Raw genomic sequence first — 24,737 nt, 5'->3', positions numbered from 1 at the left:
CGACCTAGTTTGCCCGGTAGTAGTCAGCCGGACATCTACCATGTTTACCGATGCCTCGTTCACGGCCGCCAAGGCCCGTCTTGATGTCGTTCTCCCCGGACTTGGCCGGGATTACGCCCAACGCCGCAATCATGACCTCGGTGCGGCGGACCGCTCCAATGTCTCGGCCCTGTCGCCCTGGATCCGGAACGGGGTGATCAGCGAGCGCGTCGTTCTCGAGACCGTCCTGTCCGTGCACAGCCCGGCCGATGCCGGTGCCTTTGTCAGCGAGGTGTTCTGGCGGAGCTATTTCAAGGGCTGGCTCGAGCACCGGCCGGGTGTCTGGGAGGCCTACCGAACCGATGTGCGGGCTTTGACAAGCCGGCTGAAGCAAGATGCGGCGCTGCGGCGGGACTGGCAGGCAGCGGTCAGCGGCACCACCGGGATCGATGCCTTTGACCACTGGGCCCGCGAACTGGTCGAGACCGGCTATCTGCACAATCACGCCCGCATGTGGTTCGCGAGTATCTGGATCTTCACGCTGGACCTGCCCTGGCAGCTGGGCGCCGACTTTTTCCTGCGTCAGCTCATCGATGGTGATCCGGCGTCCAACACCTGCAGCTGGCGCTGGGTGGCCGGTCTGCATACCCAGGGCAAACACTATCTCGCCCGCGCCGAGAATATCGAACGCTTCACCGAAGGTCGCTTCAATCCGGTTGGCCAGCTCAACGAGTCAGCGGCCCCCCTCGAGGAGAGCCGCCACTTCGATCCCGTGCCGCTTGCCTGGCCCGACGCCGTGCCACTGACCGGCCGCGTGGGCTTGCTGCTGACCTGTGACAGCCATGACGAGGGCTGGCCGGCCGCCGAGCCGCCGGCAAGCGTGCTGGCCCTGGCCGTCCCGGCTCTGCGCTCGCCGGGGCGTGTGTCGGATGCGGTGATCGCCTTTGAGCAGGCGGCACTTGTCGGGAGGGCCGACATGTTTGGTCAGCGCGCGCGGCCGGTCGGGCTGGCGCCTGATACTGCCGGGGTTTTGGAGCTGGTGTGCAACTGGGTTCGCGCCGAGGCGCTGGAGACGGTGGTCTTGCCCTACACCACCATCGGTCCGGTTCGCGATCTTGTTCCCGATCTTGTCGCCAGCCTGCGCGAGGCCGGGGTCTCGATCTCGCTGCCGACCCGTCGCCATGATCGTCTGAGCTGGCCACATGCCAGCAAGGGCTTCTTCAAGCTGAAGCGTGAAATTCCCGGTATTCTCGAGGCGCTGGGGCAGACCTTCTAGCGCGCTTGCGCCAGCCAGTTACGGGCCGCCGCCTCGTCCATGAAGACCCGCTCATCCGTGGTCAGCGTTCCGCCCGCGATCATTTCCCAGTAGGCCAGCATTGCCCGGGAAAGCTCGTCATTGCAGACAATGGCCGCACGTCGGCATGGTCCGTCGCGGACCGGATCTGCGGCAGCCATCTGCGCCTGAAGCTTGGTCATCGCCTCGGCAGGCATGGCCGCCAGTGAGGCTTGGTCGAGCAGGGTCAGGAAGTCGTAGCTGTCTGACCAGTCCGGGTGCGCGCGAGCCTTGGCGAAGACCTACATCATGTCGCTGACGGTGATGGGGCCGCCAATCCGGTAGACGCAAAGCCTGTTGTCAGGTTCGAACTCGAAATTTACATCCATGATGCGCACTTTGACCGGGGCCGCGCCAGCGTGGACGGTGCCCTCTGCATCAATATCGACCTGTTGAACCGCGTTTCAAGTTGTTTTGCGACGCCTCTTTCTGCCGGGCGCTATTCCGCGTCCGTCCGGCCCTGCGATGTCGGCCCGATCCGTTCGATCCGGTTGGTCATAATGCCGCCCCGGAAACGGCTGGGCAGGGCGTCGCGCTGGTCCACCGTGTCGATACCGGTCGAGTTCATCGTGGTCCGGTCGAGATCGCCCATCACCCAGACCTCACTGCCGACGGAGGCCATGCGCGCCTCCAGCCGGGTCGGCCAGCCCCAGGCGAGGCGGGCATAGTTGGCCGGCAGGACCAGCACCGTGTCATGGCAGGCTTCCGGAACATGCCCGCTCCAGCCCCAGGCCAGGTAGGACAGGCCGCAGGCGCGCACCCGGGCCCGGCTCATTCGGCGCAGCTCTGGCCGCAACTCGGCCAGGCGGGCGTCCGATCGGGGCGCGGCCACGACAATCAGGCGATCGGTATCAACCGCCCGCGCGTCCAGATAGCGCAGCAGCCAGTCCGCCTCATCGGCATCATTGCTCTTGATATTGATCAGGAAATCACGCTCGGGGAAGGCGGCCAGCACCTCGCCGAGCGTCGGAATGGCGCCGACCGCCGTGCCACGCAATGGCCAGGTCTCGCCGCCATCAGCGGTATAGCCATAACCGGCGTCCAGGGTCCGCAGGGTCGCCATCGAGTGCTGGCGCACCACGCCGGTGCCATCGGTCCGGCAGTCCAGCGTCCAGTCGTGAAAAACGGCGAATTCGCCATCCGTGGTCGGGTGAATGTCGATCTCGACCCGACTGGCCCCGGCCGCAAAGGCGGATTCCATGGACGGCAGCGTGTTCTCGATGAAGCCGTGCTGCGGTGGATCGATCAGGGTGGCGGTGCAGTCATCCGGTCCGACGCCAACCGGATCGAACGTCTGGTGTACGCCGCGATGCGAGATCAAATAGGGTGCCTCACGGTGCGGCGTCGCTAGCCAGGACGCGTTGTTGAGATAAAGCGCTGCCCCTGCGACGCCGAGAAGGCTGAGTGCGATATAGCGTCTTTTCATGCTGTGTCCCCCAGATCCGGAGAGGTTGGGGGCGTCTCGCGGCGGTAGCAAGGCACGAATTGGACGGGATCGGGGCGATTGAACTTTGCCGCGCCACGCGCGCAGCGATCCATAGATTCCTTGTCAGCCAGCGGGCCGTATCCGGTTCTTGAGGTCAAGGGCGGCGCAGCCGCCGCTTCGCGGGCAGGCCCCTTGAGCTCAAGAACCGGATACGGCTTTCTCCCGGCAAGGGATTTATGGCGGGGTGCGCGCCGGGCGCTATCCGCACATCACTGACCTGACCCTCACACGCAAGAAAAAGGGCGGCCCCGTCGGAGCCGCCCCTGTCATTGTCGCCGTGATGGTGGCGCTTATTTCCAGTTCGCCATCGCGACCTTGAAGCGCTCATCGACCTTGTCGAGGAAGCCTTCGGTCGACAGCCAGCCCTGGCTTTCGCCGACCAGCAGGGCGAGGTCCTTGGTCATGAAGCCGGCTTCCACCGTCTTGATGATGGTGTCTTCCAGCGTGGCCGCAAACTTCATCACGTCCTCATTGCCGTCCATGCGGCCGCGATGGCTAAGGCCCTGCGTCCAGGCGAAGATCGAGGCGATGGAGTTGGTCGAGGTCTGCTCACCGCGCTGATGCTGGCGGTAGTGACGGGTGACCGTGCCGTGGGCGGCTTCCGCTTCCACCGTCTTGCCATCGGGGCTCATCAGCACCGACGTCATCAGGCCGAGCGATCCGAAGCCCTGGGCCACGGTGTCGGACTGCACGTCGCCGTCATAGTTCTTGCAGGCCCAGACGAAGCCACCGGACCACTTCATGGCCGCGGCGACCATGTCGTCGATCAGGCGGTGCTCGTAGGAGATGCCCTTGGACTGGAAGGCGTCCTTGAACTCGGCCTGGTAGATTTCCTCGAACAGGTCCTTGAAGCGGCCGTCATAGGCTTTCAGGATCGTGTTCTTGGTCGACAGGTAGACCGGCCAGCCGCGCTGCAGGCCATAGTTCAGCGAGGCGCGGGCGAAGTCGCGGATCGAATCGTCGAGATTGTACATGCCCATGGCGACGCCGGCGGACGGGAAGTCGAAGACTTCGCGGGTCACCGGATCGCTGCCGTCAGACGGCTCGAAGGTCATGGTCAGCTTGCCCGGTCCCGGGACCAGGAAATCGGTGGCGCGATACTGGTCGCCAAAGGCGTGACGGCCGATGACCATCGGCTTTTGCCAACCCGGCACCAGACGCGGCACGTTCGAGATCACGATCGGCTCACGGAAGACAACGCCGCCGAGGATGTTGCGAATCGTGCCGTTCGGCGAGCGCCACATCTTCTTGAGACCGAACTCTTCGACGCGGGCTTCGTCCGGGGTGATGGTGGCGCATTTCACGCCGACGCCGTAATGCTTGATCGCTTCGGCAGCATCGATCGTGATCTGGTCGTCCGTCTCGTCACGCTTGGTGACCGAGAGGTCATAATACTTCAGATCAATGTCGAGATAGGGCAGGATCAGCTTGTCCTTGATCAGCTGCCAGATGATGCGGGTCATCTCGTCGCCGTCGAGCTCGACGACCGGGGTATCGACTTTGATCTTCGCCATGGGTGTTCTGCTTTCTTTTCGGACGGACTGAAGACGCGCTAGGACAGCGCGGATAGACAATTCGCGCGCTCTCTAGCATCGGTGCGCGCCAAGGTGAAGGCCCCGTTCCATGCCCAAGATTTCCGCTACGCCGGCATTCATACTCCACACGCCCCAGCTCGGCGAGAATATTGGGGCCGCGGCGCGTGTCATGGGGAATTTCGGACTGCCCGAGCTGATCGTTGTCGACCCGCGTGACGGTTGGCCCAATGACAAGGCGGTGACCATGTCGGCCGGCTCGCCCGTGCTGGGCAATGCCCGCGTCGAGTACCGGCTGGGCGACGCCATTCATGATCATACTCGGCTCTACGCGACGACCGCCCGGCCGCGCGGCATGGAGAAGCCGGTGATGACGGCGCGCGAGGCGGTCAGCGACATGAAGGCTGCCATTGCGTCGGGTGAGAGGATCGCGGTGATGTTCGGCGGCGAGAAGTCCGGCCTGCCCAATGAGGCGGTCAACATGGCCGACGTCATCATTACCCTGCCGGTCGACCGCTCCTTCTCCTCGCTCAATCTCGCCCAGGCTGTCGCCGTGCTCGCCTATGAATGGACGGCAGGCGAGGGCGCCCCGGCTGAATTCGAGCCGGTCAGCGATGTCGCCAAACGCGAGGATCTGGAGCGCATGTTCGAGCATTTCGAATACGAACTCGACCGCGCCGGCTTCTTCCATCCGCCGTCCAAGACGCCGCTGATGGTCCAGAACCTGCGCAATGCCTTCATCCGCGGCCGCTGGACCGAACAGGAAGTCCGCACCTTCCGCGGCGCCGTAAAGGCGCTGGCGCTGGGCCGCGGCAAGGCGCGGATCGTGCGGGAGGACTAGCGTGTCCCGACGGGACGGGTGTCCCGTTACTGCGTCTGCGCCACCGACTGCCAGAGGGCAAAGTTGAAGTCGGGTGCCTCGAACGCCTTGGCATTCGCCTGGGTTGCAACGGTGAGCCCCGTGGCGCTGTCATAGAGGACAGCGGACCGGTAGCCGCCGAAATCACCGCCGTGGGATATCCGGTACTGTTCATCGCCGGTGACCCGTACATAGATACCCAGCCCGTAACCGGCGGCGCCACCCGGTTCGAAGGCATTGTAGTCTGTGCGCATGGTCTGCCCCTCTGCCTCAAACAGGCCGCCCGTACCGAGCGCCCGGTAGAGGCTGACCAGGTCCTGCGGTGCGGTCACCCAGCCTCCGGCGGTCCATTCATGGTCGAGATTTCGCCGCAGACGCCCGTTGCGGGCCGTCGGTGTGAGGCCGAGCAGGCTGCGTCGATAGCCATTTGCGAGGTGGGCAAAGTCTCGTCCCTGCAAGGGTTCTGTTCGCGACAGGCCGAGCGGTGAAATGACGCGGCGCCGGGCCTGCTCGTAGAAACTTTCCCCGGTCGCGGCTTCGATGATCAGACCGACCAGAATGTAATCGGTATCGGAATAGGAGAAATGGCGGCCCAGCGGGCCTTCAGCCTGGTCGCCGGCGACAAAGCCGATCGTGTCGTCCGGCGTGAAGCCGCGACGACCGCGTGTCAGGTTGGCCAGGAAAAAGTCGATATCTTCCAGATAGTCCGGTACGCCCGCCGAATGATTGAGCAGGTGACGCATGGTCATCCCCTCATGATTGGCCAGCGCGGGCCACCAGTCGTGGCCGGACAGCCAGGGTTCAACAGGCGCATCGAGATCCAGCACACCTTCCTCGGCCAGCTGGACGGCGACAATCGCCGTGATCGTCTTGCCAATACTTCCGGACAGAAAGCGGGTGTCCGGATCAACCGGCGTATTGCGCTGCCGATCGGCCTGACCGGCCTGATGGTCGATGCGTGTACCATCGGGCAGCAGAATGCTTGCGGAGAGGCCGGGGGCGAGCGCCTCGTTCATCGCGGCATCGATCCGGGCGCGCAATATCGACTCGGTGTCCGATTGCGCGAGGGCGGCGGTGGAAATGAGCGCGGCGAGGAGGCCGGAAACAAGCTGTTGCATGCCGCTCAGTTAGGGAGGCCCATCCGGTGAAGCAAGCCCCGATCGGGTCGTTTGTCGCTCCGGGCAACCCGGCGCGGCCGAGCGGAATCAAGGCGCCGGTAGGCAGGACCGGGACACCCCCTCAGGCCTGGACAGTGCGGGAGGCCCAGACAGTGCGGTCCGCGGGGGAAAGCGCCAGTGACGCCATCAGATCCGCATCATCCGGCAGGCAGTCATCGCCGACCGCCCAGACCAGTACCGCTTCCATCAGCCTCGCATTGCGCAGGATGTCCTCGACCGCCATCGAGCCGGGAAAGATCCGGGCTTCGAAGGTCGTCTTGCCCGGAAGTTCATGGGCGAGGTTGAGGAGGTTGAAGTCGGCATATTTGGTTGGTTTGGCCGCGATCAGCATGGCGCGGGCGTCATCCCAGTCGGCGGCCAGGAAAGCCTCGGAGCCAACCAGATCGACGAGGGTGTCGGCAACAGGTCCAAGCCGGACGCAGTGCGGATTTGTGCCGACGAGGTTTCGCAGCTGGCTGCCATGGCGGGCCAGAAAGGTGACGAGGCGGGACAGGGTGCGGGCCGAGCGCAGCGGTGCGGCGTCGTAATGCACGTGGACGGCGGCTTCGACCGGTACGGTAAAGCCCAGCGCCCGGGCATCGGCGAGCAGGGCGGCGAGCGCCGGACCGGGATCATCCGCGAAGGGCGCGGTGATCAGCTCGCAGGGCCGTTCTCGTTCGCCGGGGATCGGCGCGAGCATGGCAATGGAGCGCGCCAGATGGTCGACCGCCTTGCTCATCCCGCCCTCAGTGAGCTCGACGCGCGTGCCGAACAGGTCGGCGAGCGGCTGCAGGACCTGCTCCAGCGGCGCCTGCGGATCGCAATGACGTTCCACCAGTGCCAGCAGGCGGGCATCATCGCTCAAGACGCGGTACCAGCCGGGCCGGGCGGGCGCGTTTCGATTGAGGTCGGCGCGAAGGGTGAGGTCGTCAACGCACAGGGCCACGCGCTCGCCGGCCGGATCGAGAATTTCGAAGCCGAGGACGAGCGTCTCGAAAACCGGCAGGTCGGGCACCAGGCTCGGCTCGGACTGCGGGTAGAAACAAACGCGGACCGTGCCGCCGATTCGCGCCGCGATGGTGTCGGCGAGATCCTTGCGGCTGCGACCCGGCGGGGCGAGCAGCTCGATCTCGAACCCTTTTTTCCAGGGCCGGGGGCAGGGCGTGGCGGTCATCTTTCGATCTGTTCCTGTCTTCGGACCGGACTTCGGGGCGCTCATCGAACGCAAGGTGTCCGACACAGGCTGGCAGAGTTCGCCGGTGCGCGGTAGCAGGCTTTTTGTCCGGCGCCGCTCAGGCTCACCCGTCTGGGTCATTGCGGCCGGGCTCGGTACCGATTAAGCCTGTATCTGTCTTTTCCGGGGGGATGAAATGTCCAAGCTTTCCGTCATGGGCGCCTTTGCGCTCGTATCACTGACCGGTGCGCCCGGTTTCGCTGAAGCGCCGCTGGCGACATCCGAGCTGACGGTTATCACTGCCGCGATGTCGGCCGGGACCGGCCTCGGCCTCGATGACACGCAGCGCCATCTCGATCTCTTCTTCAGCAGCGCATACGGCTATTGCGACGCCAAGAAGGTGGCACATGTCTGGCGGACCGACGTGTTCAGCGCCAAGGCGGTCATCGGCAGCAAGATTGCCAACGGGATTACTGATCTCCTCGACACCGATATCGCCTCCACGGCGCAATCGGTCAGCTGCGACTGGGCCGATCTGGGTCTGGACTACCATCACGCCGAGGCGCTGGCGGCCTTCTGGGGCGGTTCGCCCGACCAGGCCAAGGCGACGGCCAGCTCGATGGCCTCAAGTGTTGGCCATCGCCGCTTCATGGAATCCATGGGCGCGGTGATCGCGCGGGCCGACAGCCAGGTCACACAGACCAATGACGCCCATTTGCAGCTCTTCTTCACCAGCGATTACGGCTATTGCGACGCGCTCAAGGTGGCGCATGTCTGGGGCACCGATGTCGGGGCCGCCAAGGCGATCATCGGCAGCAAGATCGCCAATGGCCTGACCGATCTCGTCGATGCCGATATCGCCTCGACCAGCCGGAGCGTGGCGTGCAACTGGGTCGACACCGGGCTGGATTTTGACGACGCGAACACGCTTGCAGACTTCTGGGGCGTGTCGGTCGGCGAAGCCAAGTCGAAGGCGACCGCCTACACGTCCGAATGGGGCAATCGCGGCTTCCATGAGCGTCTTGGCAGTCTGTTGACGCGCGGCTAGGTCTTTCCTCAAATTTTGTATTGGCATTCGCGCATTGCGCGGGAAGAGGCATGTGAGCAGTTGGACGAGGCGCAGCGGAAGTTGGCAACGTTATCGAAGCGGTGGCGCAACTCTATCCCTGGATAATGGGATTGGTTCACCGACAGCCCCCATTGACTTCCCAGTCCACACAGGTAAAACCCGCGCTTCCCTCGCCGGGGCATGACCCCGGATCGTTCAACACCAACGGGACGATGCGAGAACCGCCGTTTAGATCGCACGCCTTTGAGGGAAGGCGCGCCGGGCCGCATCGAATAGAGAGAACATGTCGAAGCGTCATTCGCAGAAATACAAAATTGATCGCCGCATGGGTGAAAACCTTTGGGGCCGTCCGAAGTCTCCGGTCAACTCGCGCTCCTATGGCCCCGGCCAGCATGGTCAGCGCCGCAAGACCAAGATGTCCGATTTCGGTCTTCAGCTCATGGCGAAGCAGAAGCTGAAGGGCTATTACGGCAACATCACCGAGAAGCAGTTCCGTCGTACCTATGACGAAGCCTCTCGCCGTAAGGGTAACACCGCCGAGCTGCTGATCGGTCTGCTGGAAAGCCGCCTGGACGCCATCGTCTACCGCTGCAAGTTCGTGCCGACCGTGTTCGCCGCCCGCCAGTTCGTCAATCACGGCCACGTGAAGGTCAATGGCATCAAGGTCAACATCGCGTCCTACCGCTGCAAGCCGGGTGACGTGATCGAAGTCCGCGAGCGTTCGCGTTCGATGGCCCTGGTCCTGGAAGCCCTGGACAGCCCGGAGCGTGACCTGCCGGATTACATCGATCTCGATGCCAAGGCGATGAAGGCCACCTTCACGCGCATGCCGGAATTCTCTGAAGTGCCGTATCCGGTACAGATGGAACCGAACCTGGTTATCGAATTCTACTCCTCGTAAGGGGACGACAATCGACCAGAAACAGGCCGCTCCGGGACACCGGGGCGGCCTTTTTTCATGGCGGGCGATGCGGACCGCTCTGCTGCGATGCAGCGTGCCGGGCCCGTGCTGCATTCTGGAGCATCTCCCCGTCATATTTCCCCACACACGAGTCTTTGGTTGATCAGACCCTAATTCCTGTTTTCATGACGCTGAAGCCGATCCTGTGGGGCAAAGATCAGGGTCGTTGTGTGTGGTTGAGGGCTGTCTTGGGGGCAAGCATGACAGGGCGTTGGCGGGGCGTAGTGGCTGGTTTGGGGCTGGCTGTTTTTCTTTCGGCATGTGCAACGAGCGGGGACCCGCAAGTCGAGGCGAGGCGCAGTCTCCTGCCCAGCCTGCCGCCCATGCCCGCCATGCCGTCCCTGCCGACCATCAACATCTCGGACATGCGCATACCGGGGACGGACCGTCAGGCGCCGACCGTCGATCCGTCGCTGGAGGCGATGATCTACTGGCGGGTGATCGAGGACGACATCCTGATTGTCCATGCTGACACCAATGGCTGTACGTCGCGCGCGGACTTCCTCGTCAATGTCGAGCAGTATTATGACGACATCTACACGGTCCGCCTGACACGCCAGGTCGAGGACCGCTGTGATGTCGCCACGCCGTGGGGAATCCAGCTCGGCTTCGGTTTTGAAGAGCTGGGTGTGCCGATCGGCGGCGAGGTGATCGTCCTCAACCCGATTGACACCGAGCGGCCCTGGGACTGGAACGAAAACCGCAGCTATGTGGCGTCACGCCGATAATCTGCGGTCGTGCCGCTCGGCCCGCCCGGTTTACCTTCGACAGAGTGGGGGCGGGTGCTCGGCCCAGGCCATGGATCAGGCGGCGTTGACCACGCCCTTCTCCTTGAAATAGGCCTGCAGCTCACCGGTCTCGAACATTTCCTTGATGATGTCGCATCCGCCGACAAACTCACCCTTCACATAAAGCTGGGGAATGGTCGGCCAGTTCGAGAACTCCTTGATGCCCTGGCGGACGCCGTCATCCTCGAGCACGTTGACGCTCTGGAAGTCGACCTGGAGGTGATCCAGAACGCGGGCCACGACCGAGGAGAAGCCGCATTGCGGAAAGACCGGCGTACCCTTCATGAAGAGCACGACGTCATGACTCTCGATGGTCGACTTGATGGTGTCGTGAGCGGTCGCGGACATGGCGGTTCTCCTCGATTGACAATGGCATGTAGCTAGGACGTCGCCGGGCGCTGTTCAAGAGCGTCAACCAGCGCTGCGTTGGCGCAAAGGTGAGCGGGGCGTGTCGTCAGGCAGACCACGCTGTCAGTCCAGCTTTGGGAGAGGGCCCAGGCCAGCCCCTCGGCCGGGGCCGCGCCTGCCGCGGCCGGCGGGTCACGTCGCAGCCGGCGCTTGATCTGGCGGGCCAGATACCACAGGTCGCCGCGTGAGCGCGGTGGACCGGACGGGCGCGCGGCGCCGGCCATCACCTCGATGCCGATCACCGACAGTCCGGACGCGCGTGCGCGGACCAGGCGCTGCCTCGCGGCTTCGTCGAGCTGATCATTGACCGGCGCCATCAGGGCATTGAAAACGCCCAGCTCGATGGCCCGGTCCAGCTCCGCTCCGCGCCCACAGACCCCGATATGGCGGATCATTCCGCGCGCCTTGAAGGCTTCGAGGCGGCGGATCAGCTTGTCCGTCATTTCCTCGGGAGCGGGGCCGTGCAGGAGCAGAAGATCGACATGGTCGCGGCGCAGCCGCTTGAGGCTGTCGCGCAGCGACATCTCCACCGCGCCGGCGGAAAAGTCCCGGTGCCCGCCGGCATGGATACCGGCCTTGGTGGCGATGAAAGCGGCATCGCGTCGGCGACTGCCCAGAGCGGCACCCAGCCGATATTCGCCTTCGCCCCTGCCGTAGGCCGGTCCGGTGTCGAACAGGGTCACGCCGAGATCGATCGCCTGATGGATCAGCCGGGTCGTGGCCGCCCGCGACGCGCCGAGACCGGCATGCGGACCGGTGACGCCCAAGCCGAGCCGCGAGAGGGCCGCTGCCTCGATCATCAGCCGGGCACGCGCGTTTCCAGCGCCAGCGCGTGAAGCTCGCCGCCCATCTTGTCGCCGAGGGCGGCATAGACCATCTGGTGCTGGGCGACGCGCAACCTGCCGCGGAAACTCTCGGCGGTGATGACGGCTTTCCAGTGATCATTGTCACCGGCCAGATCGGTCATCTCGATTTCGGCGTCGGGTATCCCGGCCTTGATGAGGGCGATGATGTCGTCGGCGGGCATGGGCATGGTGGGTCTCCAGGGCGGGTGGCGTCATGGGCGCAGCGTCAGCTCACGCGTCATCACGGGGCGCCGTCGAAAGCGTGACCGGATGTGTCGCGAGCTGGACTATCGCCCCGGGCCGTATCGGCCCATAGGCCGGACACGCTAATCGTGACCGCTGCACGGGAAAAGACCATGACCGCCCTGTTGACTGCCAAAACTCTGATCGGAACGGCTCTGTGCCTTGTCATGCTGGGGCTTTCCATTCTGACCCTGACCGGTCCGGCCGCCGCCGGCGAGCCCTTTCGCGATCGCGAGGGGCGGCCGGTCGGTGGCCATGACGTGGTCAGCTACCACACCGAGGACGTCCCGCTCGAGGGGCTGGAGAGCCTTACCGCCGACCATAACGGCGTGACCTGGTATTTTGCCACCGAGGCCAATCGTGCCCGCTTCGTCGCCGACCCGGAGCGCTATGTCCCGGCCTATGACGGGCACTGCGCCTATGCGCTGGCGGATGGCCGCAAGGTGCGCAGCGACCCGCTCGCCTACCGCATCGTGGACGGCGTGCTCTACATGAATTTCTCGCCGTCAATCCAGGCGCGCTGGGAACGGGATATCGCGGGCTATCTGGAGCGTTCGGAGGCCAATTGGCCCGCGCTTGAGAGCGCACCTGCCGCGCGTCCGAGGCGCTGGTTCTGAACCCCACGGAAATTTAAGTGGGGCGGCGTGGCCACGCATGGCAGGATTGGCGCGACTTATCAAATCGGGGGTTTTCCATGCGTGCCATACTGGCGTCATCCGTTCTGTCCATTGCCTTGCTGTCGACGGCCTGTGCGGCAATCCAGCCTGAAGCGACAGCCGCGGTGAGCGAATGGACGCTCGACCGGGCCCAATTGCTGACCGATCTGGACGTGCTCGCGGCGGACAACATGGAAGGCCGTGAGGTCGGGACCGAAGGCAATGCCCGGGCTCGCGCCTACATCATCGGCCGCCTTGAGGCGATGGGCGCGGCGCCGATGGGTGACAGCTTTGAGCATGACTTCACCTTCGAGCAGCGGCGGACCGGCGCGAAGGTCGAAGGCGTCAATATTCTGGCTTTCATCGCCGGCACGAGCGACAGTGATCGCACCATGGTCGTGACGGCACACTATGATCATGAAGGCATGCGGGGCGGGCAGATCTGGAACGGGGCCGATGACAATGCCTCCGGCGTGGCCTCTGTTCTGGCGGTCACCGAGATGTTCCTCGCCGAACCGCCCGAGCATGATGTCATCATCGCCTTTGTCGACGCCGAGGAGCGCGGTCTGCAGGGCGCGCACGCCTTCGTCGCCAATCCGCCCATCCCGGTCGAGAACATCACCTTCAACCTCAACATGGACATGGTCGCGATGTCGACCGACCGCATCCTGTGGGCCGTTGGCACCTATCACTACCCCTTCCTGACGACGATCGTGGACGACGTCGCCAGCCGCGCCACGGTGTCGATGCCGATGGGCTATGACGAGCCAAGCCAGGAGCCCGGGGCTGACTGGACCAACCTCACCGATAGCGGGGCCTTCCACGCGGTCGGCATCCCCTTCATCTATCTCGGGGTCGACTATCACCCGCACTACCACCAGCCGACCGATACCTATGAGAACATGACGCTGGATTTCTTCCAGGACGCCAGCGTCGCCGTGGTGGATTTCGCACGCCAGGCCGACGCTCGCCTCGACGCCATCGGTGAGGCATCGGGGCGGTAGGCAGGACTTTTCAGCCAAAGGAAAAGGCCGCCGGGCAGCCGGCGGCCTTTTTGTATCCGTAGCGCCGCGATGTCTCTACTCGGCGGCTTCGACGAGCTGGTCCATCAGGCCTGGCATCCAGCCTTCCCAGGCCGCACGCAGGCGGTCGAGTTCGAGTGGGTGGGCGCCGTTGACGGTGACGGCGGTGCCGCCGGCGAGGCCGACAACCTGGACGGGGACCTCGTCGGCCTTGGCGTCCTGCAGGATGGCAATGGCGTCCTCCTTGGCGGCGGCCAGGAGATAGCGCCCTTGGTCCTCCCCGAAGAGATAGCCATGCATCGGCACAGGGCCTTCATGGGCGAGCTTGATACCGACCCGGGAGGCAAGGGCCATGTCGGCCGCGGCACAGGCCAGGCCACCATCTGACAAGTCATGGCAGGCGGACAGGCGACCGGCACGGATCTGGCCGCGGACGAAGTCGCCATGGGCTTTCTCGGCGTCGAGATCAACGAGCGGGGCCCCGCCATCCTCGCGGCCTTCAATGACCTTGAGATAGACCGAGGCTCCCAGAGCTCCTTCGGTCTCGCCGACCACCAGCAGGATGTCGCCCTCGCGCATGCCGCCGAAATGGGCGCGCTTGGTGATGTCCGGGATCAGGCCGACACCGCCAATGGCGGGGGTCGGGGGAATGGCGACGCCATTGGTCTCGTTGTAGAGGCTGACATTGCCGGACACGACCGGGAAGTCGAGCTTGGCACAGGCCTCGGCCATGCCGTCGATACAGCCAACGAACTGGCCCATGATCTCTTCACGCTCGGGATTGCCGAAGTTCAGGCAATCGGTGATCGCGATCGGATCGGCACCGGTGGCTGTGAGGTTGCGCCAGGCTTCGGCGACGGCCTGCTTGCCGCCCTCGAACGGGTTGGCAAAACAATAGCGCGGCGTGCAATCGGTGGTAATGGCCAGCGCCTTGTTGGTGCCGTGCACACGCACGATGGCGGCATCCGACGGGTCCTCGGAGGAGGCGGTCGTGTCGGCCATCACGTGGCGGTCATACTGCTTCCAGATCCACGCCTTGGAGGCCATGTCGGGGCTCGACATGATCTTCAACAGGACCTCACCCATGTGCGATGGCTGGGCGACGTCCTTGGCATTGAGCTGGGCGCGCACTTCCGGCGCGAAATAGGGGCGCTCGTATTTCGGCGCATCATCGGCCAGCGGCGCGACCGGAATGTCGCAGACCACGTCGCCCTTGTGGGTGAGGACCATGCGGCCGGTATCGGTGGTCTCACCGATCACGGCGACGTCGAGTTCCCACTTCCTGAAGATCTCGTAGGCGACGTCCTCGCGGCCCGGCTTCATGATGACCAGCATGCGCTCCTGGCTTTCCGAGAGCATCATCTCATAGGTGGTCATGCCGGTTTCGCGCTGGGGCACCTTGTCCATGTCGAGCGCAATGCCGATTCCGCCCTTGTCGGCCATTTCGACCGAGGATGAGGTGAGGCCGGCGGCCCCCATGTCCTGGATCGCGGCGATGGCGTCGGTGGCCATCAGCTCGAGGCAGGCCTCGATCAGCTTCTTTTCGGTGAAGGGGTCGCCGACCTGGACGGTGGGACGCTTTTCCTCGGACTGGTCGTCAAATTCGGCCGAGGCCATGGTCGCGCCATGAATGCCGTCGCGACCGGTCTTGGAGCCGACATAGACGATCGGCTGGCCCGGCTCGGCGCCGCGCGCATAGAAGATATTGTCGGCATCCGCGAGGCCGACGGCCATCGCATTGACCAGGATATTGCCGTTATAGCCGGCATGGAAATTCGTCTCGCCGCCCACGGTCGGCACGCCGACGCAATTGCCGTAGCCGCCAATGCCAGCGACCACACCAGACACCAGATGCGTGGTTTTCTTGTGCTCGGGCGCCCCAAAGCGCAGCGCATTCATCAGCGCCACCGGACGCGCGCCCATGGTGAAGACATCGCGCAGGATGCCGCCGACACCGGTCGCCGCGCCCTGATAGGGCTCGATGAAGGAGGGGTGGTTGTGGCTCTCCATCTTGAAGATGCAGGCCTGGCCGTCGCCAATGTCGATCACACCGGCATTCTCACCCGGCCCCTGGATCACCTTCTCGCCCTTGGTCGGAAGCTTGCCGAGATGGGCGCGCGAGGACTTGTAGGAGCAGTGCTCGGACCACATGACCGAGAAAATGCCCAGCTCCACAAGGTTCGGCGCCCGGCCCAGACGGTCCAGGATGACGGCGTATTCGGCGTCATTGATACCGTGTTCCTTGACGATCTCGGCGGTGATGCCTTCAGCGTATTGGGTCATCGTCAAGCGCTCCCAAGGAGAGATTCAAACAGCGCCAGCCCGTCCGTGCCGCCATGGCCCATGTCCACGGCGCGTTCCGGGTGGGGCATGAGCCCCAAGACATTGCCCTGCTCATTGGTGATGCCGGCGATGTCGCGGGCCGAGCCATTGGGGTTCTTGCCGTAGCGGAAGACGACCTGGCCTTCGCCCTCGATGCGGTCGAGCGTGGCGTCGTCGGCGAAGTAATTGCCGTCATGATGGGCGATCGGCACCAGCAGCTGGGCCCCGGCCTCATAGCGCGAGGTGAAGCGCGTATTGGCGTTCTCAACGGTGAGCGGGGCTTTCTCGCAGACGAATTTCAGCCCGGCATTGCGCATCAGCGCGCCGGGCAGAAGACCGCTCTCGGTGAGGATCTGGAATCCGTTGCACACGCCCAGAACCGGCGCGCCGGTCGCGGCATGGGCGATGATGGCCGGCATGATCGCCGAGCGCGAGGCCATCGAGCCGCAGCGCAGATAGTCGCCATAGGAAAACCCGCCGGGCACCATCACGAATTGGGTGCCTTCGGGCAGCTCGTTTTCCTGGTGCCAGACCATGGCCGGCTTTTGACCCGTGACCTTCTCGATCGCGTCGTGGGCATCACGATCGCAATTCGAGCCCGGGAAGACGATGACGGCGGATTTCATGAGCGCGGCCTCTCCCTACGCCAGCTCGATCGAGTAGCTCTCGATCACCGGGTTGGAGAGGAGTTTGGCGCACATCTCGTCGACGCGCTTGCGGGCGGCCTCGACATCATCGCCGGTCAGATCGAGCTCGATCAGCTTGCCCTGGCGGGCGGCGGTGACTTCGTCATAACCCATATTGTGCAGGGCGCCGGCAACGGCAGCTCCCTGGGGATCCAGGACGCCGGGTTTCAGATAGACGTGGATTTTCGCTTTCACGGGCTCGACTCGCTTGTGCTGGTCACGACATTTCGCCCCTGCATAAAGCGGAGTCGCCCCGCGCGCAATTGACGCGACGTGCGGATTCAGCAGGGTGGCGATGCGAGATGTGATTTCGGGCCAGACGTCGTCAGAAATCCGGGCCCGCTGTGAACACGGCATTGGGGTCTTGTCAGCCCGCGGGCCCCAGCCAGTTTTCGAGGTCAAGGGCGGCAGAGCCGCCGCTTCGCGGTTTCACCCTTGAGCGCGAAAACTGGCTGAGGCGAAGTTCGGGCAATACATGAATGGCTGATTGGCGCTGGCGCGCACGTTCTACTCAATTCACCCTCACCATTTTTCCCGGCCGGAGCCCCGCAAAAGCGGGGTGAAGAGCCGGGACCTACCCGACCATCCGGCAAATGATGAGTCTCCCGTTGGTCCCGGATGGCGCTGCCCGCCTCCGGGAAAAGATGGCGCTGCGCGCTTCCGGGACAAAACGATGCGGTCGCGCGGAATGTTACTTCCCCGCCTAGCCTTGTCTGGGTGAGGACCTACTTCGGCGCGTCGCTTTTACCGACATCGCCACCGGCGGCGCCTTGGCCGCTTTCCTTCATGATGCCGAGACGGCGGGCAACCTCGGCATAGGCCTCGGTGACATTGCCCATGTCGCGACGGAAGCGGTCCTTGTCCATCTTCTCATTGGTCTCGAGATCCCACAGGCGGCAGCTGTCCGGGCTGATCTCGTCGGCCAGCACGGTGCGGACCATGTCGCCCTCATAGTGGCGGCCGAATTCCAGCTTGAAGTCCACCAGGCGGATGCCGGCACCGGTGAAAAGACCGCTCAGGAAATCGTTGACCCGCAGGGTCATCGCCATCATGTCGTCGATCTCCTGGTGGGTCGCCCAGTTGAAGGCGGTGATGTGTTCCTCGGAGATCATCGGATCGCCGAGCTCGTCCTTCTTGTAGTAGAATTCGATGATGGAGCGCGGCAATTGCTCGCCCTCGGGCACGCCCAGGCGGGTGCTGATCGAGCCGGCGGCAACATTGCGGCAGACCACTTCCAGCGGGATGATCTCGACCTGGCGGACCAGCTGTTCGCGCATGTTCAGGCGCTTGATGAAGTGGGTCGGGATGCCGATCCGGCCGAGCCCGAGCATGATGTGCTCGGATATCCGGTTGTTGAGCACACCCTTGCCTTCCAGCGTGGCATGTTTCTGATTGTTGAAGGCGGTCGCATCGTCCTTGAAATACTGGACGAGCGTTCCCGGCTCCGGGCCCTCATAGAGGATCTTGGCCTTGCCTTCGTAAATCATCTTGCGACGGGACATGAGCGACGCTCCAGCGACGGGCCCGGAAGCCCCCAGCGGACGCCCGGCCTTGAAAAAGCATGACGCGGCCCGAATCGAAGACCGGACCGCGTAACGAGGGGCGAAAATATCCTTCGCAGCCTTGCAGCGCAATCACTTGTCGCGGTGCGGGGCGGGTTGGCTCCGCGGGCCCGTCCTGTCGCAGCCGGGCCTCAGCACGGAGATTGATTTGGCGCCGCCGCCAAGCTACTCAACTAGCAACACAACCGTCCTCGAGGAGAGACCCATGTCGGGCATCAATGATCGCGAAAAAGGCTTTGAGAACAAGTTCGCCCACGAGCAGGAGAACGAGTTCAAGGCGACGGCCCGCCGCAACAAGCTTCTCGGCCTGTGGGCTGCCGGGCTGATGGGTATTGATGGCGCAGAGGCCGATGCCTATGCCAAGTCGGTCGTCATCGCCGATTTCGAGGAAGCCGGTGACGACGATGTGTTCCGCAAGGTGCGCGCCGATCTCGACGCCAAGAATGTCGAGTTGTCCGACCACCTCCTGCGCAAGCAGATGGATGATCTGATGGAAACGGCGCTCGAGCAGATCCGCTCCGGCAGCTGATCCGGCAGCTCAGAGCTGACAGGAAAAAGCCCCGGTCCAACCGGGGCTTTTTTCTGGGCATTCCTTGGCCGCCGGCCGGGCCGGGTGAGGGGTCTTAAACCCCCTCCGCCTCGAGCCGCTCGACCACGATGAGCCAGCGGTCGAGCGCCTCGCGGATCTGGTCGCGGCCATAATCCATTGTGATCATCTCGAAGACCTGGTTGGTGTCGCGGTCGATCAGCAGCATGAAGCCGGTCGATCCGGCCGCTTCGTTATAGATCGAAGCCAGCCCCTCGGCCTCGGCCATCTCGCGCAGGCTGTCACGGCGGCCCAGGGTGAAGTCGAACTTCACCCAGTCGATGGCGGCGTCCTCATATTCGCCGCGGACATCCTCGATACGCGGCTCGATGACGCGGCAGGCGGAGCACCAGGAGGAGCGGAACATGGCCGCGACCAGGCGCGGCTCGGCCGCGGCTTCGGTGATCTCGGCCTGCGCGGCGCCGTCCCAGCTGGCGCGGAAGAAATTGGGGGCCATGAAGACGGCGAGCAGGCCGACAAGGATGAGGCTGGTACGCATGGGGTCTCGCTTGCTGAAGCTGGGGGCGAAGTCTTATTCCGCGGCGTCGGGTTTGGCGAGGCCGGGCAGGCCGTCGATCGAGCTGGCATTGCTCTCATAGCGCCGCGCCGCCCAGTCTTCGTCGCTGCGGTGTGCATTGACGCGGACCAGCTGGTCGCGCTCGCCGACATGCTCGTAGAACGGCACACCCCAGCCACAACTGTCCTGGATGCGGTCGATTTTCGCAGTGAAGATGCTGCGCGCCTTGGGGAAGTCCGGAAAGAGGGCCAGCTTGTCGGCAAAGCCGGGCTCGTCAAACGACACCGCCTCCGCCCTGCCGTAAAGCCGCAGAATGTTCGGCGTGCCCTCGAAGGCGCAGAACATGAAGGTGATGCGGCCATTCTGGCGCACATGCGCCAGCGTCTCGATCCCGGATCCACCCAGATCCAGATAGGCGACCTCATTGGGTCCCAGGATGCGGAAACTGTCATAGCCCTTGGGCGACAGGTTCACATGACCGCCGTCACCGGACGGGGCGGTGGCGACGAAAAACATCTTCTGGGCCTCGATGAAGCTGCGGATGCGGTCGTCGATATGGGGGTGAGTCTTGGCCATGGGGGGGACGGTAGCCCTTCATCGCCAGCCGGGGAAGCTGACGGATCGTCTTCGGTCCGTGTCATCGTAATTTGACTTGCAGGTTCGGGGAGGCTGCTGGAGGTTGGTTGCCAACGCTTGCTGGTGGGGGAAGCGATGATCACAGTTATCCTGTTGTTGGGCCTGAAATGGGCCGGTATCGCGTTCATGCATGCCGGCGGCCAGGCAGACGTGCTGGGTTTTGTGCCGATAGCCGGATTGAGCGGTTCGGGCTTCATGCCTGTCATGGTAGCTGGCGCGGCAATTGACATCCTCATCCTTTGGTTCCTGATCCGCAAGAAACGTGGTGCGGTATCGGCCTGGATCGTTCTGTCATTCTTGGCGACGACGGTCGCCGGATTCCTGGATATTGGCCTGCAGGTACTCCTCATGGAGCGCTCGGACAGCGGCAATGCCTTGCGCGATGCGGCATCAGACACGTTTCGAAGTTATACGGTCATGGGCCCAGGTGTGCTGGGCGAGATGCTCCTGGGGACCGTCTATCTGGGGATCGATGCCGTCTGGCATATCATCCTGCTGGTTGCCGCCCTGCGCTGGACTTCGCGATAGTCAGCCAAAAACCCGCGCGAAAATCGTGTCGACATGCTTCATGTGATAGGCCTCGTCAAAACAGGCTTCGATCTGCTCGTTTGAGAGCAGGGCGGTGACGCCCTCATCGGCCTTGAGGTGATCGACCAGCATGCCGCCCTCATCCCAGGTCTTCATGCCGTTGCGCTGGACGAGGCGATAGCTGTCCTCACGCGAGGCGCCGGCCTGGGTCAGGGCCAGCAGGACACGCTGGGAGTTATGGATGCCGCCATAGGCTTGCAGGTTTTCCAGGCAGCGGTCTTCATGCACGATCAGCTTTTCAATCATGCCGGCCGTGCGGTGCAGGGCGAAATCGAGATGGACATTGGCGTCCGGACCGATGCCGCGCTCGACCGAGGAGTGCGAGATGTCGCGTTCGTGCCAGAGGGCAATATTCTCCATCGCCGGCACCACGGCCGAGCGCACCAGGCGGGCCTGGCCGGTGAGGTTTTCCGTGAGGATCGGATTGCGCTTGTGCGGCATCGCCGACGAGCCCTTCTGGCCCGGCGAGAAATACTCCTGCGCCTCGCGCACTTCCGAGCGCTGCAGGTGGCGCACCTCGATGGCGATATTCTCGATGGCCGAGGCAATCAGGCCCAGCACGGCGAAATAGTTGGCGTGGCGGTCGCGCGGGATGACCTGGGTTGAGACCGGCTCGACGGTCAGACCCATTTGCTCGGCGACATGCTCTTCCACGGCCGGATCGATATTCGCAAACGTGCCGATGGCGCCGGAGATGGCGCAGGTGGCGATCTCATCACGGGCGCGCACCAGGCGGGCTCGGTTGCGGTCGAACTCGGCATAGAAGCGCGCGAACTTCAGACCCATCGTCGTCGGCTCGGCATGGATGCCGTGCGAGCGACCGATACAGGCCGTGAACTTGTGCTCCATGGCGCGCGTCTTCAGCGCCGCCAGCACCCGGTCCATGCCCTCCAGCAGGAGGTCTGCGGACTGTTTCATCTGCACGGCCAGGCAGGTGTCCAGCACGTCCGAGGAGGTCAGGCCCTGATGGACAAACCGGCTCTCCTCGCCGACATGCTCGGCCAGATGGGTGAGGAAGGCGATGACGTCGTGCTTTACCTCGCGCTCGATCTCGTCGATCCGCGCCACATCAAACTCGACGTCTTTCGCTTTCCAGACCGCGTCGACCGCCGATTGCGGCACCACACCCAGCTCCGCCAGCTTCTCCGTCGCATGCGCCTCGATCAGATACCAGATCTTGTACTTGTTCTGGTCCGACCAGATGGCAGCCATTTCAGGACGGGTATAGCGGGGGATCATGAGCGGGCTCCGCGCGATGCGTGACAGAAGCGCGGGGGATGCGACACGGGGGCGGAAAGGTCAAGGGGAGCGGCGCCGAGGGACATGTACCTGCGGTACGTGTCCCGGAAATGGGGTATTCTTTAGATTGTATATAATGAAAACTGCTCGTATAACGCGTGCGCCACTTGATCCTATCACCTTCATGCCCAGATCCGCCCGCATCATACACCCCGGCGCCCCGCATCACGTCACCCAGCGGGGCAACCGTCGGCAGCAGGTCTTTTTCGCCGAAGACGACTACGCCCACTATCTCGTCCTGTTGTCCGAATCCTGCCGGAGCGAGAACGTCCAGTGCTGGGCCTACTGCCTGATGCCCAATCATGTTCATCTGGTCCTGGTACCAGAGGACGGGCAAAGCCTGTCGCGGGCAGTCGGCCGAACGCATCGCCTTTACACGCAGTACTACAATCGGGGTGCAGGAGGTGCCGGCTTGCTGTGGCAGGGCCGCTTCAAATCCTCGTTCATGGACGAGGCGCGCCTCTTTGCCGCTTGCCGCTATATCGAGTTCAACCCGGTTCGTGCCGGTCTGGTGGCACGCACCGAAGATTGGCGTTGGTCGAGCGTGCATGCGCATCTGGCGGGAAAGGATGATGGCGTCGTTCGCGTTGCCCCCATGCAGGATCGAGTTGCCGACTGGGACGAATATCTCCACGCGGTTGATCCGGATGCATGACACAGCCTAGGGACATGTACCTGCGGTACGTGTCCCGGAAAAATGTAGTTCCCTGACCGGGACACGTACCAGAGGTACATGTCCCTATGGCTCACAAACTACCCCAATCCACATCCCCATGCCGATCCAGCGCCTTCGCCCCATCCGGCATCGCGTATTTCAGCCCCGATCCGCAATTGAACAGCATGGATTCGGCGTCGCGCGCCAGCAGGCCGTCGCCCATCGCCTTTTCCATCGCCGCGAGGGTTGCCGCGCCTTCCGGGCAGAGCAGCAGTCCGTCCTCCCGCGCACAGCGTGTTCGCGCTGTTTCGATCGCCTCTTCCGAGACGGCAAGCGCTGCCCCACCGCTTTCCCGGACCGCGTCGAGGATCAGGAAGTCACCGATCGCCTTGGGGACGCGGATGCCCATGGCGGCGGTCTTGGCGTCGAGCCATTCCTCGGCGTGGCGAGCGCCGTCTTCGTAGGCCTTGACGATGGGGGCACAGCCTTCGGCCTGGACGGCGAACATTTTCGGGCGCTCGGAACCGATCCAGCCGAGCTTTTCCATCTCGTCGAAGGCCTTCCACATGCCGATGAGGCCGGTACCGCCGCCGGTCGGGTAGAAGATCGCGTCGGGCAGTTTCCAGCCGAGCTGGGCGGCGAGTTCCAGGCCCATCGTCTTCTTGCCTTCGATCCGGTAGGGCTCCTTGAGGGTGGAGGTGTCGAACCAGCCCATCGCCTCCTTGCCGGCACCGACCAGCGCGCCGCAATGGTGGATATAGCCATTGACCTTGAAGACTTTCGCGCCCTGCAGCGCCATCTCGCGCAGATTGGCTTCCGGCGTGTCCTCGGGAGCGAAGCAGAAACTCTCCATGCCCATACGCGAGCAATAGGCCGACAGCGCCGCGCCGGCATTGCCATTGGTCGGCATCGCCATGCGGGTGATGCCATAACTGTGCGCCATGGCGACCGCGAGGGCGAGGCCGCGGGCCTTGAAACTGCCGGTCGGCAGGCGGCCCTCATCCTTGACCCAGACCTTGCCGGTCGCGCCGGAGGCCTTGGCCGTTGCCGGAACGTCGATCAGCGGGGTGTCGAGTTCACCCAAGGCGCAGACATCGTCATCGCTGGCGACCGGCAGCAGCTCGCGCCATTTCCAGAAACCGCCGCCGCGGGCCCAGATCGCGCCGCGATCAGTCTCGGCCTTCATCTTCTCGAGATCATAGCGGGCGAGCAGTGGCTTGCCGGCCTTGGACAGGTTGTGCGGCTGATCGGCCTCATAGCGCTCGCCGGTCTCGGAACATTCCAGATGGGTGAAGTAGTTCGCGGGGGCTTGCATCATGGATAGGCTCCTTCTGGCTTGGCCCAGAGGCTAGGCGAGTGGCGCGCTGCGTCCAGCCCGCTTTTCATGTGGGCGTCGCTCAGGGCTCTCGCTAAGCTGGGGCATGACCGAGATCTACGAACACGCGTTGTTGCGCGCCCCGATGGATATTGCCTGCCCGCGCTGTCAGGGACGCGCGGTCTTTACCACCCGTCACAACAAGGCACTGCCGGTCACGGTCAGGAAGGCTGACGGCACGGTGTCGCCGAACAACCAGGACGGTCAGGTGCGCTGTACTGCCTGCCACCATGTCGCCGCGCACACGCTCGACTGGCCGGGCCAGGCCTGGTTCCGCATCGAGTACAAGGGCCAGGTCCTGTGGGCCAAGGACGCCGAGATGATGGCCGAGATCCGACGCTTCATTGCTGCCGGCGCGGATCGCAATGCGATCGGCAAGGCCAGCGTCTGGTGGCGCTATCTGCTGCGCATCCCCTCACACTTCCTCGGCGCCCAGGCCCGCACGGCGGTCCTCAGGAAGATCGACAAACTGCTGGCCTGACCGCCTGTTCCGGTTATCCTTGCCGCTGACCTGGGAGGCGAGCATGGCGAAAATCATTGGTGTCGGGGGTATCTTCTTTCACAGCCCGGACCCATCGGCCTTGATGGCCTGGTATGCTGACAAGCTGGGGCTCGCGCTCAATGATTATGGAGGCGCTGATTTCCTGCATGCCGAGGCCGGCAAGGCCTTCCCGAAGAGCGCCCGGACCATCTTCTCCGGTTTCAAGACCGGAACCGATTACTTCAAGCCGTCCGACAAGCCCTTCATGATCAATCTCATGATCGACGACATGGATTCGATGCTGGCGCGTCTCACCGAGAAGAACGTGCCGCTGGAAGGCGAGCCGCAGGATTTCAGCTATGGGCGTTTTGCCTGGGTGATGGATCCCGACGGGACGAAGATCGAGCTCTGGCAGCCGATCGAGCCGGAGGGGTAGGGTCGGCGTTCCGGGAGTCTTTCCCCAACGCGCGCCGCACAATTTTTCCCGGACGCGCAGAGCGCGATCCGGGATCGACGTT

The 24,737-nt window shown here is 63.9% G+C and carries 28 protein-coding genes; 12 read left to right on the top strand and 16 right to left on the bottom strand.

The features are described 5' to 3' along the window. Positions 1-40: 40 nt before the first annotated feature. A complete protein-coding gene (locus AAA969_RS08155) occupies positions 41-1,255 on the top strand; it encodes an FAD-binding domain-containing protein (protein ID WP_338245470.1) in 1,215 nt (404 codons plus the stop codon). Here the strand turns inward: AAA969_RS08155 and AAA969_RS08150 are convergent. The 3 genes from AAA969_RS08150 to AAA969_RS08140 form a co-directional block, all read right to left on the bottom strand. Then, on the bottom strand, positions 1,252-1,455 hold the full coding sequence (locus AAA969_RS08150; protein ID WP_338245467.1) for a hypothetical protein: 204 nt from the start codon (positions 1,453-1,455) through the stop codon (positions 1,252-1,254). The genes AAA969_RS08155 and AAA969_RS08150 overlap by 4 nt on opposite strands. Positions 1,456-1,751: 296 nt before the next feature. After that, positions 1,752-2,738, bottom strand: coding sequence for a glycerophosphodiester phosphodiesterase family protein (locus AAA969_RS08145; protein ID WP_338245465.1), 987 nt, complete (start codon positions 2,736-2,738; stop codon positions 1,752-1,754). 350 nt (positions 2,739-3,088) lie between these two features. Continuing rightward, the gene (locus AAA969_RS08140) at positions 3,089-4,312 is read right to left on the bottom strand and encodes an NADP-dependent isocitrate dehydrogenase (RefSeq protein WP_338245463.1); all 1,224 of its coding nucleotides are present in this window, start codon (positions 4,310-4,312) and stop codon (positions 3,089-3,091) included. Between the two features lie 109 nt (positions 4,313-4,421). On the opposite strand from AAA969_RS08140, the gene AAA969_RS08135 reads away from it, so the two are divergent. Next, entirely contained in the window at positions 4,422-5,171 is a 750-nt protein-coding gene (locus AAA969_RS08135; protein WP_338245461.1) for an RNA methyltransferase, read from the top strand. 26 nt (positions 5,172-5,197) lie between these two features. On the opposite strand, the gene AAA969_RS08130 is transcribed toward AAA969_RS08135, so the two are convergent. Further along, the gene (locus AAA969_RS08130) at positions 5,198-6,307 is read right to left on the bottom strand and encodes a serine hydrolase domain-containing protein (RefSeq protein ID WP_338245459.1); all 1,110 of its coding nucleotides are present in this window, start codon (positions 6,305-6,307) and stop codon (positions 5,198-5,200) included. Positions 6,308-6,428: 121 nt separating this feature from the next. Next, a complete protein-coding gene (locus AAA969_RS08125; protein WP_338245457.1) occupies positions 6,429-7,520 on the bottom strand; it encodes an amidoligase family protein in 1,092 nt (363 codons plus the stop codon). A gap of 196 nt (positions 7,521-7,716) precedes the next feature. Between AAA969_RS08125 and AAA969_RS08120 the strand changes: the two genes are divergently transcribed. The 3 genes from AAA969_RS08120 (at position 7,717) to AAA969_RS08110 (ending at position 10,278) form a co-directional block, all read left to right on the top strand. Continuing rightward, positions 7,717-8,568: a hypothetical protein gene (locus AAA969_RS08120; RefSeq protein WP_338245455.1), complete on the top strand. Its 852-nt coding sequence runs from the start codon at positions 7,717-7,719 to the stop codon at positions 8,566-8,568. 304 nt (positions 8,569-8,872) lie between these two features. Further along, on the top strand, positions 8,873-9,490 hold the full coding sequence (gene rpsD, locus AAA969_RS08115; RefSeq protein WP_338245453.1) for a 30S ribosomal protein S4: 618 nt from the start codon (positions 8,873-8,875) through the stop codon (positions 9,488-9,490). A 383-nt stretch (positions 9,491-9,873) separates the two neighbouring features. Then, on the top strand, positions 9,874-10,278 hold the full coding sequence (locus AAA969_RS08110; RefSeq protein WP_338245452.1) for a hypothetical protein: 405 nt from the start codon (positions 9,874-9,876) through the stop codon (positions 10,276-10,278). A 75-nt stretch (positions 10,279-10,353) separates the two neighbouring features. Here AAA969_RS08110 and grxD read toward each other — a convergent pair whose 3' ends face one another. From grxD to AAA969_RS08095, 3 genes are read right to left on the bottom strand one after another with little or no spacing between them, the layout of a single operon-like run. Beyond that, positions 10,354-10,686, bottom strand: a complete 333-nt coding sequence (gene grxD / locus AAA969_RS08105) for a Grx4 family monothiol glutaredoxin (RefSeq protein WP_338245450.1) — start codon at positions 10,684-10,686, stop codon at positions 10,354-10,356. 32 nt (positions 10,687-10,718) lie between these two features. After that, a complete protein-coding gene (locus AAA969_RS08100; RefSeq protein WP_338245448.1) occupies positions 10,719-11,546 on the bottom strand; it encodes an aldo/keto reductase in 828 nt (275 codons plus the stop codon). Further along, positions 11,546-11,779, bottom strand: a complete 234-nt coding sequence (locus AAA969_RS08095; protein WP_338245446.1) for a BolA family transcriptional regulator — start codon at positions 11,777-11,779, stop codon at positions 11,546-11,548. The genes AAA969_RS08100 and AAA969_RS08095 overlap by 1 nt, the downstream gene beginning before the upstream one ends. 168 nt (positions 11,780-11,947) lie before the next feature. Between AAA969_RS08095 and AAA969_RS08090 the strand changes: the two genes are divergently transcribed. Together AAA969_RS08090 and AAA969_RS08085 are read left to right on the top strand one after the other, a co-directional pair. After that, entirely contained in the window at positions 11,948-12,451 is a 504-nt protein-coding gene (locus tag AAA969_RS08090; RefSeq protein WP_338245445.1) for a YHS domain-containing (seleno)protein, read from the top strand. Positions 12,452-12,528: 77 nt separating this feature from the next. Continuing rightward, on the top strand, positions 12,529-13,494 hold the full coding sequence (locus AAA969_RS08085; protein WP_338245443.1) for a M28 family peptidase: 966 nt from the start codon (positions 12,529-12,531) through the stop codon (positions 13,492-13,494). A gap of 75 nt (positions 13,495-13,569) precedes the next feature. Here AAA969_RS08085 and purL read toward each other — a convergent pair whose 3' ends face one another. The 4 genes from purL to purC form a co-directional block, all read right to left on the bottom strand. Next, positions 13,570-15,795, bottom strand: a complete 2,226-nt coding sequence (gene purL / locus AAA969_RS08080; RefSeq protein WP_338245441.1) for a phosphoribosylformylglycinamidine synthase subunit PurL — start codon at positions 15,793-15,795, stop codon at positions 13,570-13,572. Between the two features lie 2 nt (positions 15,796-15,797). Beyond that, complete coding sequence (gene purQ / locus AAA969_RS08075) at positions 15,798-16,460, bottom strand: phosphoribosylformylglycinamidine synthase subunit PurQ (protein WP_338245439.1); 663 nt, start codon at positions 16,458-16,460, stop codon at positions 15,798-15,800. A gap of 15 nt (positions 16,461-16,475) precedes the next feature. Next, positions 16,476-16,715: a phosphoribosylformylglycinamidine synthase subunit PurS gene (purS, locus tag AAA969_RS08070; protein ID WP_291842833.1), complete on the bottom strand. Its 240-nt coding sequence runs from the start codon at positions 16,713-16,715 to the stop codon at positions 16,476-16,478. Between the two features lie 530 nt (positions 16,716-17,245). Then, positions 17,246-18,022 (bottom strand): phosphoribosylaminoimidazolesuccinocarboxamide synthase, encoded by a 777-nt coding sequence (gene purC, locus AAA969_RS08065; RefSeq protein ID WP_338245433.1) that lies wholly within the window; start codon positions 18,020-18,022, stop codon positions 17,246-17,248. Between the two features lie 265 nt (positions 18,023-18,287). Between purC and AAA969_RS08060 the strand changes: the two genes are divergently transcribed. Next, on the top strand, positions 18,288-18,611 hold the full coding sequence (locus tag AAA969_RS08060; RefSeq protein ID WP_338245431.1) for a DUF1476 domain-containing protein: 324 nt from the start codon (positions 18,288-18,290) through the stop codon (positions 18,609-18,611). A 94-nt stretch (positions 18,612-18,705) separates the two neighbouring features. On the opposite strand, the gene AAA969_RS08055 is transcribed toward AAA969_RS08060, so the two are convergent. Together AAA969_RS08055 and AAA969_RS08050 are read right to left on the bottom strand one after the other, a co-directional pair. After that, a complete protein-coding gene (locus AAA969_RS08055; protein WP_338245430.1) occupies positions 18,706-19,167 on the bottom strand; it encodes a thioredoxin family protein in 462 nt (153 codons plus the stop codon). A gap of 33 nt (positions 19,168-19,200) precedes the next feature. After that, positions 19,201-19,761 (bottom strand): pyridoxamine 5'-phosphate oxidase family protein, encoded by a 561-nt coding sequence (locus AAA969_RS08050; RefSeq protein WP_338245428.1) that lies wholly within the window; start codon positions 19,759-19,761, stop codon positions 19,201-19,203. A 135-nt stretch (positions 19,762-19,896) separates the two neighbouring features. Between AAA969_RS08050 and AAA969_RS08045 the strand changes: the two genes are divergently transcribed. Beyond that, positions 19,897-20,349: a hypothetical protein gene (locus AAA969_RS08045; protein WP_338245426.1), complete on the top strand. Its 453-nt coding sequence runs from the start codon at positions 19,897-19,899 to the stop codon at positions 20,347-20,349. On the opposite strand, the gene purB is transcribed toward AAA969_RS08045, so the two are convergent. After that, the gene (gene purB / locus AAA969_RS08040; RefSeq protein ID WP_338245424.1) at positions 20,350-21,648 is read right to left on the bottom strand and encodes an adenylosuccinate lyase; all 1,299 of its coding nucleotides are present in this window, start codon (positions 21,646-21,648) and stop codon (positions 20,350-20,352) included. Positions 21,649-21,832: 184 nt separating this feature from the next. On the opposite strand from purB, the gene AAA969_RS08035 reads away from it, so the two are divergent. Further along, positions 21,833-22,363 (top strand): transposase, encoded by a 531-nt coding sequence (locus AAA969_RS08035; protein ID WP_338245422.1) that lies wholly within the window; start codon positions 21,833-21,835, stop codon positions 22,361-22,363. A gap of 91 nt (positions 22,364-22,454) precedes the next feature. Here AAA969_RS08035 and AAA969_RS08030 read toward each other — a convergent pair whose 3' ends face one another. Beyond that, positions 22,455-23,681, bottom strand: coding sequence for a threonine synthase (locus AAA969_RS08030; RefSeq protein WP_338245420.1), 1,227 nt, complete (start codon positions 23,679-23,681; stop codon positions 22,455-22,457). Positions 23,682-23,784: 103 nt separating this feature from the next. On the opposite strand from AAA969_RS08030, the gene AAA969_RS08025 reads away from it, so the two are divergent. Further along, positions 23,785-24,219, top strand: a complete 435-nt coding sequence (locus AAA969_RS08025) for a hypothetical protein (RefSeq protein WP_338245419.1) — start codon at positions 23,785-23,787, stop codon at positions 24,217-24,219. Positions 24,220-24,262: 43 nt separating this feature from the next. Next, on the top strand, positions 24,263-24,655 hold the full coding sequence (locus tag AAA969_RS08020; RefSeq protein ID WP_338245416.1) for a VOC family protein: 393 nt from the start codon (positions 24,263-24,265) through the stop codon (positions 24,653-24,655). Positions 24,656-24,737 lie beyond the last annotated feature (82 nt).

The organism is Maricaulis maris (assembly GCF_036322705.1).
GTDB classification, from domain to species: domain Bacteria; phylum Pseudomonadota; class Alphaproteobacteria; order Caulobacterales; family Maricaulaceae; genus Maricaulis; species Maricaulis maris_B.
The sequence above is the reverse complement of the archived record's forward strand: the minus strand, read 5'-3'. Positions and strand labels throughout refer to the sequence as shown.